Origin of the sequence: Bacillus sp. RK1064 (assembly GCF_051488405.1) — a bacterium.
In the GTDB taxonomy this organism is placed as follows: Bacteria; Bacillota; Bacilli; order Bacillales; family Bacillaceae; genus Bacillus.
Window position 1 is genome coordinate 2,834,739 of record NZ_JBPSCZ010000001.1, and the last position, 12,438, is coordinate 2,847,176.

Genomic DNA, 12,438 nt, shown 5'->3' on the forward strand with positions numbered 1-12,438 from the left:
CTGTACCCGCTCTAGCTTACAGTGATACAAATGATGAAAACTCCCCCGCTCTAAATCAACATAGAGCGCAGGGAGTCATTAGGCGGAATGCCCCGATGATGGAGAGGTGGAACTTGTTTTGACGCGTTGAGATAAAAGGAAACCAAGGATTCCTGCGCCCATTAATACAATAAATAAAGATTGGAAACCACTCATGATACCAATCAATGTCGATGAAATGATACTGCCAAAGTATCGAAAGGTAGAGAAAATACCAGATGCCGAACCAGATAAGCTTTGATCAACAGCAGTTAAAGAAGCCATCTGCATACTGGTCATACCAATCCCTGATGAAATTCCACCTGCGATTAGTGTCACGATTAGCAGTGGTAAGGAGGGGTACTGACTCAATGTAATTAACATGATGCCTGATAAAGTGAGGCAGAGAAATGAAAAGCGAATCATTTTTTTCGCGCCTTTTTTCGGATGAAGTCTAGCCCCTAGCAAACCGCTAAGAGACATACAAAGCGAAAATACCGATAGAATCATACCGCCTTGTGTATGAGAAAGGGCAAGTTGTTGTTCCATAAACAGCGGCATAATAAGAAGGATGGCGTACATGACAAAATTACTTAGCATGATCGACAGATTCGCATTTGTAAATGAACTGTTTTTAAATAGGGACAAATCGATGATCGGATTCTTTACTTTCCGTACATGTTTAAAGAATAAAGGAATCACAATCAATGCTAAAATGCCATAAATTAAATATTCATTTAGTAACTGGCTTTTTGTGCATAGAATGATTGTGGCAATTCCGATGGTTAAATAAAATGAACCGATGATATCTACCCTTGCTTGTAGGCGTGTATGCTTTATGTTTGGAATGAGTAAAATACCGGTGACAAGTGTAAGAAACAGAAATGGGATATTCACTAAGAATATGGAATGCCAATCAAAACTCTGAATGAGAATCGATCCAATAAAAGGCCCAAGTGCAGCACCAATACCAGCACCAAATCCAAAGTAACCCATTGTTTTAGACAGTTTTTCGGGTGATACTGTTGCACGAATCAATGCAATGCTATTCGGTGTTAAAATAGCCCCGCCAGCTGCTTGAATGGATCGAAAGATGATGAGAAATGCTAGGTTAGGTGCTAAAGCACAGCCAATCGAGCCGATTAAAAAGAGTGTCACTCCGGTTAAATACATGCGGCGGTGTCCGTATATATCTCCTAACTTACCAGCGATAGGCTGAGTGACCGCCATGACAATAAGATAAATCGTGACAACCCAAGTAATGTTTGAAATGGATTGATCATAATAAGTTGATATGGATGATAGAGCGACTGCGATCATCGTTGAGTTGACCGGAACTAGTATAGCTCCAAGTAACAAAGAATAGATGATCAAGCTCTCTTTTTGTAACCTCAATGTGTATACCACCTTTTGTAAAAAAGAAGAATTCCACCCTTTAAACGGGAGAAATTCCTCTCATGAAAATGTGTGTGTATGTCTCAATAAAATCATCTTTTTGTGTTAAAACGAGTTGGAAGTCTTGCTCTAGCTGCTGAATAAAAAAACCGAAATACGTACTAATGAAAATGTCTGCATAAATGTCTTCTTTTCCTTTTAAGACATGATGCTGAGCACTCATCTTTTTGAAATATTGTATCAGCATTTCCCTTAGTTCTTGAGGATAAATTTTTTCATGACTGGTCAAATCTTTAAACATAGCTGGTTCTCGCATGCTGATATAAATAAATTCTTTTTTTGAAGTTAAATCTTCAAGGAAATAGGAACCGAGAAACTTTAAATCGGTGTATAAATCGCCTTTAAATTCTGCTTCTAAGGTTTTCGTCGGTGTCGATTTCATTTTCATAATGGCAGTAATGACGCCGCGTTTGTTTTTAAAGTTGCGGAAAATAGTCGCTTCACTGACATTCGCTTTTGTGGCTATTTCTTTGGTTGTGGTTTTTTGATAGCCCTTTTCAGTTAATAAATCCATTGTTGCGCGAATGATTCGTTGATTTGTAGATTTTAACAAGCATACTCACCTCAGGTTATGAATGTGTTTGCAACAAAGTAAGTATACCGATAAAACCTATGACCGCCAATATGACCCAAAACGATAAAGCTAGACACGTGAATGCTGTTTTAATATCTGAATGCGTCCATTGCTACCATCTACTGTCACAAGGTCACCGGATTGAAGTGTTTCAGTCGCTATTCGGGTACCTAGGACAGCTGGCATCATATACTCTCTAGCGATAATAGCTGAATGAGACAAAATGCCGCCAGCATCGGTTATGACTGCTTTTGCATCTCTAAATAAGCTCGTCCATAAAGGTGTGGTTGTTTTGCAAACTAAAATATCATCCTTTTGAAATTGTGAGAATTCCTCAGCACATGTAATGACTTTTACTCTTCCAGAAACAATACCGCTAGATGCGCCAATTCCATAGATCATATCGTTTGTGTTATTTTCATTTTCTCTTAATGAACCGAGCATTCTTTCCACTTGCTGCAATTCAGCTTCAGTGGGGGTGCCCATATAAGCTGGTGGTTGAATGGCTTCATTTTCTTTCATTTCAATTTTTCTTTGTGCGATGACCGTGTCGAATGTTGTAGACGTTGTGAGCGCTGTGTGTACCTCCTCATCGTAGAGATACCATAGATCTTCTTGATGGGGAATCGCTCCTTTTTGTACAAGAAGTTCACCAATTTTTAATAGATATACCCTGGCTTTAGCATCTAACATGGCATCAATGTAGAAGTGATGATCATCACGGATATTAGCGGCCTGTAGGGCAAATTGATAAAGTGTCTCAAATTTTGTTTTAAACGCTTCATCCTTCACTTGGCTCATAAAATGTTCATATGTCTCTTGTCTTTTGATGACGGCTTGTACAAATTCTTCATCAAAATCACATTGGGACTGAATGTTGTTTCTGATGATATCTAAAATAAACTCAGGGTTTTCCACCCATGTCTCTTCCGTAAGGTCATGACTTTTAACAGATCGCCAGCCATAGACTTGAAGAAATTCCTCTAATTCCAAAATGAAGTGTCTGCCTTTTTCCGAGTGATTGAGTGCATCAAGCAGCTCTGGGTTCTTTTCATTGTTCATAAATGCTTGATGAAGTTCAGGATCTTGAAGGACACTCTTTGCAAAATCAGAAAGCTTCTTGTCTGTTTCAAGAGATTTGTTCATCACGCCTATCAACATCTCATGCAGCAGGACCACTTGTGTTTGATCACCAGTATATGTCACAAGCATGTCTTCGATCATAGCCGATAGAATAACTTGTGGTATGACAATATCAAAATGATCATCGTAGGCTTGTATATAAAAAGCCTTTAATTCTTCGAAGCCGATGATGGCTTCTTCAATGGTCATAGGTTCCTTCATTTGGCGATCGAGTTTTTCGTAAAAGGGAAAGAAATTTTTCTCTAAAATCTCATACATACGTTCACTTAAATGCGGAAATAACTCAAATATGCGCTCATCAAAAACTGGAGGAGCTTCTGCACTCGCTTCAGGCAGTGACGGTGCTGAGTACAGGTGGCCTCTATAAAGCTTGATATTTTTAATATTCAGATCAGGTACTTGATATTTTTCACCATTTTTCTTCATTCCGCTTTTTAATGCTGGGATGATCAGACTTGAGAAGAGAGGACTTGTTGGGCCCGGCATATGATCGTCCATTGAGATCCAGAAATCCTGCAGCTCATCTGGCTGCATTTGAAAAGAAACACCTGCTGTTTCATCTGCTGCTTTTGGGAGAGCTGCGGTAATCGGCCTGGCTTGAAGTAAATAAAATGTGCCATTTGTTATTCCAAATTCGATATCGACTCCATGTCCATAAAGTGCTTCTACTTGTTTGGTGATTTGCGTCATTTCTTCTAATTGATCATCATTCAGGCAAAATTGCCCAGCCATTTCCTCCGTTACTGCTTGTTCTATGACACCCTCTTGATAAGGAACAATTTGCAGCTCTTTCGTTCCAAGTGATTTTTCAATAGAAAGTGTCTCTTTGTTTACAATAAATGTGTCTGGTGTCACAAGCCCGGAGACGATTGCTTCTCCTAGTCCGTAGCTTGCTGTCAGCATCATTTCATTTGTTTTTCCCGATACGGGATTCTCACTAAAGATGACTCCGGAGACGTCAGAATGGATCAATCCTTGCACGACAACAGCCATGAGCGGCATCTCTTCCCCGTTTTCATCCATCTCTTCCTTATATTCTGTCACTCTCGCTGCAAAATAAGAAGACCAGCATTCTTTGACAGCCTGTAGGAATTCTTCATTTGTTTTGATATTTAAATAGGTCTCGTACTGTCCTGCAAATGAGGCGCCTTCGAGATCTTCAGCAACAGAAGAGGATCGAACTGCAACTGAGGGATAAGTCTTCCGCAATGATTGAAAGGACGAAAGGAGTTCTGCTTCCATTTGAGAAGGAAACGATGCTTCTTTGATTTTGTGAGCAAGGTTTTGTTCAGTTGGATGCAGGTTGTGATATGAAAGAAAGCTGGAAAAGCTGTTGGTTTTGATAATAAATCCATCTGGGACTGGCAGTCCGTGATTGTTTAATTTAATTAAATTCAAGCCTTTTGCCCCTGCGAGTGCTGCGGATTCTTCAGCCGCATGAAATAAAACTGAATACATGGGAATGCCCCCTTATCCAAATAGCCAATGGTTTGTATGTCTCTCTATAGTTTTTAAAATGATAGTGCGCACTATCATTTTAATCATAGGATTTATTGGATGTTACTGTCAAAGACGGAAAGACCTATCTTTACAAAGGGGACATTCTCACTAATTTCCTTCCATATCTATATCAAAAGTCTCCGAACAGAAAGAAAAATAGGTGAAATTGAAAACTGTGAATTGTTCAATATGCCAATCTTTACTATAATCAAGGAAGTAGACCAAGAAGAGGGAGGGTTTTTGTGATTACAAAAGCCATATTTGCACTTGTTTTTCCTTTCCTGCTCGTTATTTTATTTTCAAAGGTTACTTATAATCATTATGTGGGCATTGCATTAACAGCAGCGCTTTTATTTGCCTCGTACATGAAGGGCTATACAGAAACCTACTTTATTGTGGGATTAGATATAATTTCTTTAGTAGCTGGGGCATTATATATGGCTAAAAAAGAAATTGAAAAAAGAGAAAAGGCTGAAAAACATCATTGATGTCATCATTAAGAGCGTGATAGGCCGAAAGGTGACGTTTTTTAAGCTGTGCTTACGAATTCTAGTGAGTGCAGCTTTCTTTTTGTGCTCTTTTTCTGCTCATCGAATATCTCTCACCAAAATGTTCCATACTGAAAGGAAGGTTTTCGTAAGAGGGTTATTTGCCATTGAAGAGAGGGTATGACTGTATTGGAAATAAAAATCAAGCAAGAGCCGAACTTTAGTTCGTATTTTTGTGTTCTTTTATGATAATATATTCATTAGATAGATTTCGTAACGAAACGGAGGCTTTGATGTGAGTGACCGCTTTGAATTAGTTTCTAACTATCAGCCCCAAGGAGATCAGCCGAAGGCGATTGAAAAGCTTGTTGAGGGGATCCATCAGGGGAAACAGCATCAAACGCTGTTAGGTGCTACAGGTACGGGAAAGACCTTTACTGTATCCAACCTGATCAAAGAAGTGAACAAACCGACACTTGTCATTGCGCATAACAAGACACTTGCCGGTCAGCTATACAGCGAGTTCAAGGAATTCTTTCCGAATAATGCTGTCGAATATTTTGTGAGTTACTATGATTATTACCAGCCAGAGGCGTATGTGCCTCAGACTGATACATTTATTGAAAAGGATGCCAGCATCAATGATGAGATTGATAAGCTGAGACACTCCGCTACGTCCTCGTTATTTGAGCGGAGAGATGTCATCATCATTGCCAGTGTGTCCTGTATTTATGGCTTAGGTTCGCCAGAGGAATACCGAGAGCTTGTGCTGTCTTTACGTACTGAAATGGAGATTGAACGCAATCAGCTTCTTCGTAAGCTGGTGGACATTCAGTATTCTCGTAATGATATAGATTTTCAGCGCGGAACCTTCAGAGTACGAGGAGACGTCGTTGAAATTTTTCCTGCTTCACGTGATGAGCATTGTATCAGAGTGGAGTTTTTCGGTGATGAAATTGAACGTATTCGTGAAGTGGATGCATTGACTGGAGAAATACTCGGTGATCGTGAACATGTGGCTATTTTCCCAGCATCTCACTTCGTCACAAGAGAAGAAAAAATGGAAAAAGCAATTATTAATATTGAACAAGAGCTTGAGGAGCAGCTCGAAAAGCTTCGAGATAATGGAAAATTGCTAGAAGCGCAGCGCCTTGAGCAGCGGACAAGATATGACCTTGAGATGATGAGAGAAATGGGCTTTTGTTCAGGAATCGAGAACTACTCAAGGCATCTGACCTTGCGCCCTCCTGGTTCAACACCTTACACATTGCTTGATTATTTCCCAGATGATTTTATGATTGTTGTCGATGAGTCACACGTGACGATCCCGCAAATCCGCGCGATGTACAACGGGGACCAAGCAAGAAAGCAAGTGTTGGTTGATCACGGATTCCGTCTGCCTTCAGCACTTGATAACAGACCGCTCACCTTTGATGAGTTTGAAAAGCATATCAACCATATTGTGCATGTATCTGCCACTCCTGGTCCTTATGAGCTTGAGAAAACCCCAGAGGTTGTAGAACAAATTATTCGTCCAACAGGTTTACTTGATCCAATCATTGAAGTGCGTCCGATTGAAGGTCAAATTGATGACTTAATTGGAGAAATTCATGCGCGGATTGAGAAAAATGAGCGTGTGCTCGTGACTACGCTGACGAAGAAAATGTCTGAGGATCTCACAGATTACTTAAAAGAGATCGGAATCAAGGTCAATTATCTGCATTCAGAAATTAAAACCCTTGAGCGGATTGAGATTATTCGAGATTTACGTCTCGGAAAATATGATGTGCTTGTGGGAATCAACCTTCTTCGTGAAGGACTGGATATTCCAGAGGTGTCGCTCGTGACGATTTTAGATGCGGATAAAGAAGGCTTTTTACGCTCTGAAAGATCCCTCATCCAGACGATTGGCCGTGCAGCGAGAAATTCAGAAGGCCGGGTCATTATGTATGCAGATAAAATGACCAAATCAATGGATATTGCGATTCAAGAAACGAAGCGCAGACGAGAGCAGCAAGAGGCGTATAATGAGAAATTTGGGATTACTCCGCAAACCATCCATAAGAAAATCAGAGATGCCATTAAGGCAACAAAGATACATGAGGAATCGGAAGAATATGAAACAAATGCAGCACCAAAGCTGTCAAAAATGAGCAAAAAAGAACGAGAAAAAGTGATCGAAAAGGTCGAGATGGAAATGAAAGATGCAGCAAAAGCGCTTGATTTTGAAAAAGCAGCAGAATTAAGAGATCTATTGCTAGAGCTAAAAGCGGAAGGATGATTGCCTGATGGCTATGGAACGAATAGAGGTGAAAGGTGCTAGAGCCCACAACCTTAAAAATATTGATGTGAATATCCCGCGTGACCAGCTAGTGGTCATCACGGGTTTATCTGGTTCAGGAAAATCGTCTCTTGCCTTTGATACCATTTATGCAGAGGGTCAGCGCCGATACGTTGAATCTCTTTCAGCGTATGCGCGCCAATTTCTCGGTCAAATGGATAAACCGGATGTAGATGCCATTGAAGGTCTTTCTCCGGCGATTAGTATTGACCAGAAGACGACGAGCCGGAACCCTAGATCAACGGTTGGAACCGTTACTGAAATCTATGATTATTTACGTCTCTTGTATGCTCGAGTCGGGAAACCTATTTGTCCGATACATGGGATTGAAATTACGTCCCAAACGATTGAGCAGATGACAGATCGTATTTTAGAATATCCAGAAAGAACGAAATTGCAAGTGCTTGCTCCGGTTGTATCTGGCCGCAAAGGAACACATGTCAAAGTACTTGATCAAATTCGAAAGCAGGGCTATGTTCGAGTAAGAGTCGACGGAGAGATGGAAGATCTGTCAGAAGAGATCGAGCTTGAAAAGAACAAGAAGCATTCCATTGAAGTCGTGATTGACCGAATCGTGGTGAAGGAAGGCGTTGCGGCTCGGCTGTCTGACTCCCTTGAAACGGCGCTGCGACTAGGTGAAGGCCGTGTGATGATTGACGTGATTGGACAAGAAGAGCTGTTATTCAGTGAACATCATGCTTGTCCGCACTGCGGATTCTCTATTGGTGAGCTTGAGCCGAGAATGTTTTCATTTAATAGTCCTTTCGGTGCCTGCCCGAGCTGTGACGGGCTTGGCTCTAAACTAGAAGTTGACCCTGAGCTCGTCATCCCTAATAAGGATTTGACGTTACGACAGCATGCTATTGCCCCATGGGAGCCGCAAAGCTCACAATACTATCCTCAGCTTCTTGAGGCAGTATGTACACATTACGGCATCGACATGGACATTCCAGTGAAGGATATACCGTCGCATTTATTCGATAAAATTTTATATGGCAGCGGCTCTGAACGGATTTATTTTAAATATGAAAATGATTTTGGTCAGGTACGTGAAAATGAAATTGAATTTGAAGGCGTTCTTCGTAACATTGAGAGACGCTATAAGGAAACCAGCTCTGATTATATTCGTGAGCAAATGGAAAAATATATGGCTAATCAGCCATGTCCGACATGTAAAGGATATCGTCTGAAAAAAGAAACGCTTGCGGTTCTGATCAATGGCAAACATATCGGAGAAATCACAGACTTGTCTGTCTCTGATGCCCTTGATTTATATGGAAAAATTGAGCTGTCTGAGAAAGATTTGCAGATTGCCCAGCTCATTTTACGTGAAATCAAAGAGCGCTTGTCCTTCTTAAATAATGTGGGATTAGATTACCTCACATTGAGCCGGTCAGCGGGCACACTATCCGGCGGAGAGGCGCAGCGGATTCGTCTGGCGACTCAAATCGGGTCAAGGCTGACAGGTGTTCTTTATATATTAGATGAACCATCCATTGGTCTGCATCAGCGTGATAATGACCGGTTGATCGGGACATTGAAAAACATGCGTGACATCGGGAACACCCTCATTGTCGTAGAGCATGATGAGGATACGATGCTGGCCGCTGATTATTTGATTGATATTGGACCTGGAGCAGGAGTTCATGGAGGAGAAGTGATTTCAGCTGGGACGCCGGAAGAAGTCATGAAGGACAAGAAATCTTTAACAGGACAATATTTATCGGGTGAGAAATTTATTCCGCTGCCGATCGAAAGAAGAAAGCCTGACGGCCGCTACATTGAGATCAAAGGTGCAAAAGAAAACAACCTGAAAAACGTCAATGCGAAGTTTCCTCTAGGCGTCTTTACAGCTGTGACCGGTGTGTCCGGCTCAGGGAAAAGTACGCTTGTGAATGAAATTCTATTAAAATCACTTGCGCAAAAACTGCACAGAGCGAAGGCGAAGCCAGGACAGCACAAAGAGATCAAAGGAATGGATCACTTAGATAAGGTGATTGATATTGATCAATCTCCAATCGGCCGTACGCCGAGATCCAATCCAGCTACGTATACAGGCGTATTTGATGATGTGCGGGATGTGTTTGCACAAACCAATGAAGCAAAGGTACGAGGCTATAAAAAAGGCAGATTCAGCTTTAACGTCAAAGGCGGACGCTGTGAGGCGTGTCGTGGAGATGGCATCATTAAAATCGAAATGCACTTTTTACCTGATGTGTATGTGCCTTGTGAGGTGTGCCACGGGAAACGTTATAACCGCGAGACACTTGAGGTCACATATAAAGGGAAAAACATTGCCGATGTCCTTGAAATGACTGTGGAGGACGCACTCCAATTTTTCGAGAATATCCCGAAAATTAAGCGGAAGCTTCAAACGATTTTTGATGTTGGGCTAGGATACATTACACTTGGACAGCCTGCTACGACATTGTCCGGGGGAGAGGCGCAGCGTGTGAAATTAGCATCTGAGCTTCACCGCCGTTCAAACGGAAGGTCTCTTTATATTTTAGACGAGCCGACAACAGGTCTGCATGTGGATGATATTGCCCGTTTATTAAAAGTGCTTCAGCGTTTGGTAGAAAACGGAGATACGGTGCTAGTGATTGAGCATAACCTTGATATTATCAAGGCTGCTGATTACCTCGTTGATCTCGGACCAGAGGGCGGTGCAGGCGGCGGAACGATCATTGCATCTGGGACTCCTGAGCAGATTGCAAAAGAAGAAGCTTCTTACACTGGTCGATACTTGAAGCCTATTTTAGAACGTGACCGTGAACGAATGAAACAGTTGGTCAAAGAAACAGAAAGTGTAACTTCATCATAAAAAAACCTCGTTAAGAGGGGTTTCAGATTGTTGACAAAGGGCTAAAATGATGTTTATTTTAGCCCTTTGTCTTCTTTTCAGTGTGATAGAAAACCTTTGAAGTCTAGGAAGGATGAGCACTGGCGCGGAGCGAATTTGACATTCGGGAGCACCAGCGCGCAGTCCTGACAAAGAATGCGAGGGTTTGCCTACACGCTGAAACCCCTCGTTAAGAGGGGTTTTCTTTTATTGCGCATCTTCCTTTGGCATTAAATGACTGAGTTGCGTTAAATCCTTTAAAATATGTGTGCTGCTGCTGTCGAGCAGTACTTTTAAATAACGGATATCACCATACTTTGGATGAGACGGATGAATGGTCTCAAGCTCCCTGATCATATCGCTGTTCATGCTTTTCTGTTTCTGTATAAGGTCTAAAAGCGTTTGAGCCGTGTGGTTAGTATTATGATGATCTGTCAAAATAATTACCCCCTATAATGATAATCACCATCTTTTCAACATATTTTAAAGGGTAATCCGTGAAGAATCTATACTTAGGTGCAAAAAGATATAATTTGTGTCTAAGGTCATATGTAATTCGAATGATTTTGAAACTTTTGATACGCAATAAACGTATGAGTTAGAAAGGAATTTTCATCATGAAGGAGCGAATATATGAATAGAGATCAGTCGATCATTGCATCTATTTGTTATTTTAGTGTATTTTTTATGCCGTTTATTGTACCGATCGTGGCATATTTTGTAGTTGATCAAAAGGAAACGAAACGGCACGCGATGCGGGCATTGTGGTCACACCTTTTGCCAGTTGCAGCGTGCGTGATACTGGTTTTTGGATCTATCCCATTTTTATTGGCGACACAGGCAAGTGACTCACTTATTCCAGTGATCACGATGCTCATCTTGTCCTTTTTAGTCGCCATTGGCTTTTTGATCTCTGTCATTTGGAATATCATTCAAGGTATTAAAGTACTTCAATCCATCAAATCGTAGGAGGGCTTTGTATGAATGAAAAAGAACGCATTTTAAAATTAGTAGAAGACGGGACATTATCGGCAAAAGAAGCGATTACGCTGCTTGAAAAACTAGAAGAAAGTCAGTCTGTTTCATTAGAAAAGTCTACAGCTGATCACACCTTTCATGAAGAAAAAGCTGGCACAGAGAGCAAAGGAAATGGTACTGAAAATCTTGGTGCAAAGCTGTTTGGCTGGTTAGATTCTGCGGTGAAAAAGGTGAAAGACGTAGATCTTGATTTAAACTTTGGACAGTCGGTCGACGTTGAGCACATTTTTCAGTTCAAAGACGCCACGCTCTCTCATTTAGATATTCAATTGTCGAACGGCAGTCTCAATGTGATGCCTTGGGACGATGGGGATATTCGTGCAGAGTGCCATGCGAAAATCTACCGTGCAGAGGACGGAGAGCAGGCAAGACAGCAATTTCTCAATCAATTGGACTGCGGCCTGGAAGGGGATAAATTTTTTATACGGACCGAAAAGAAGACGATGAAAGTCAATGTCACTTTATATGTACCTCGTATCCAATACGATAAAATCAAGGTTAAACTGTTTAATGGTCCGATTCGCGGGGAAAAGCTAAAGACAAAAGAACTTGCTGCGAAAACCACCAATGGTGTTGTCTCTTTTGCCTCGTTACAGGCAGAAAAGGTCGGAATTGAAACAGCAAACGGACAAATTAAACTGGCGGATCACGAGTGTGGTATGATTGAAGTAGAAACCATCAATGGGCTCATTGACCTGCGCGGGAAAAGTGAATCAATTGATGCCCAAAGCTTTAACGGAAACATTGCTGTTCAGCTGTCGGATGAAAAGTGCCGTTCCATTTATGCGAAAACGACAACAGGCAGTGTGGACGTCCAGATCCCGCGTGCGTGTGCAGTGACCGCTGAACTGAAAAGCAATCTTGGGTCTATTTCTCATGATTTGCTTGATGCAGAGATGATTAAAGAGAAAAATGAAACATTACAAAAAGAGAAAATGATCAAAGCCAATCAACAGGCAGTGAACAGTATATCCATTTTTGCAGAAACAAAAACAGGTTCAATTCAAGTAAAGCACCAATCAGACAAGGAGTGATTCTA

At 41.3% G+C, this 12,438-nt stretch carries 9 protein-coding genes; 5 read left to right on the top strand and 4 right to left on the bottom strand.

Annotated features, from left to right (window positions below; all coding sequences use genetic code 11):
• Positions 1-78: 78 nt before the first annotated feature.
• The 3 genes from ACSSTM_RS14455 to ACSSTM_RS14465 form a co-directional block, all read right to left on the bottom strand.
• On the bottom strand, positions 79-1,413 hold the full coding sequence (locus ACSSTM_RS14455) for an MFS transporter (protein ID WP_095285737.1): 1,335 nt from the start codon (positions 1,411-1,413) through the stop codon (positions 79-81).
• A 40-nt stretch (positions 1,414-1,453) separates the two neighbouring features.
• Positions 1,454-2,026, bottom strand: a complete 573-nt coding sequence (locus tag ACSSTM_RS14460) for a TetR/AcrR family transcriptional regulator (RefSeq protein WP_034660115.1) — start codon at positions 2,024-2,026, stop codon at positions 1,454-1,456.
• Positions 2,027-2,116: 90 nt separating this feature from the next.
• A complete protein-coding gene (locus ACSSTM_RS14465; RefSeq protein ID WP_095285738.1) occupies positions 2,117-4,648 on the bottom strand; it encodes a PEP/pyruvate-binding domain-containing protein in 2,532 nt (843 codons plus the stop codon).
• A 284-nt stretch (positions 4,649-4,932) separates the two neighbouring features.
• Between ACSSTM_RS14465 and ACSSTM_RS14470 the strand changes: the two genes are divergently transcribed.
• The 3 genes from ACSSTM_RS14470 (at position 4,933) to uvrA (ending at position 10,343) form a co-directional block, all read left to right on the top strand.
• A complete protein-coding gene (locus tag ACSSTM_RS14470) occupies positions 4,933-5,178 on the top strand; it encodes a CsbA family protein (RefSeq protein ID WP_012011392.1) in 246 nt (81 codons plus the stop codon).
• 295 nt (positions 5,179-5,473) lie between these two features.
• On the top strand, positions 5,474-7,459 hold the full coding sequence (gene uvrB, locus ACSSTM_RS14475; protein ID WP_034660110.1) for an excinuclease ABC subunit UvrB: 1,986 nt from the start codon (positions 5,474-5,476) through the stop codon (positions 7,457-7,459).
• Between the two features lie 7 nt (positions 7,460-7,466).
• Entirely contained in the window at positions 7,467-10,343 is a 2,877-nt protein-coding gene (uvrA, locus tag ACSSTM_RS14480) for an excinuclease ABC subunit UvrA (RefSeq protein WP_437404216.1), read from the top strand.
• A 225-nt stretch (positions 10,344-10,568) separates the two neighbouring features.
• Here the strand turns inward: uvrA and ACSSTM_RS14485 are convergent, their stop codons facing one another.
• Positions 10,569-10,799, bottom strand: a complete 231-nt coding sequence (locus ACSSTM_RS14485) for a hypothetical protein (RefSeq protein ID WP_034660106.1) — start codon at positions 10,797-10,799, stop codon at positions 10,569-10,571.
• Positions 10,800-10,994: 195 nt separating this feature from the next.
• Here ACSSTM_RS14485 and ACSSTM_RS14490 point away from each other — a divergent pair, with 195 nt between their 5' ends.
• Positions 10,995-11,330, top strand: coding sequence for a DUF4870 domain-containing protein (locus ACSSTM_RS14490; protein ID WP_034660105.1), 336 nt, complete (start codon positions 10,995-10,997; stop codon positions 11,328-11,330).
• An 11-nt stretch (positions 11,331-11,341) separates the two neighbouring features.
• Positions 11,342-12,433 (top strand): DUF4097 family beta strand repeat-containing protein, encoded by a 1,092-nt coding sequence (locus ACSSTM_RS14495; RefSeq protein ID WP_095285747.1) that lies wholly within the window; start codon positions 11,342-11,344, stop codon positions 12,431-12,433.
• The last annotated feature ends 5 nt before the right edge of the window (positions 12,434-12,438 follow it).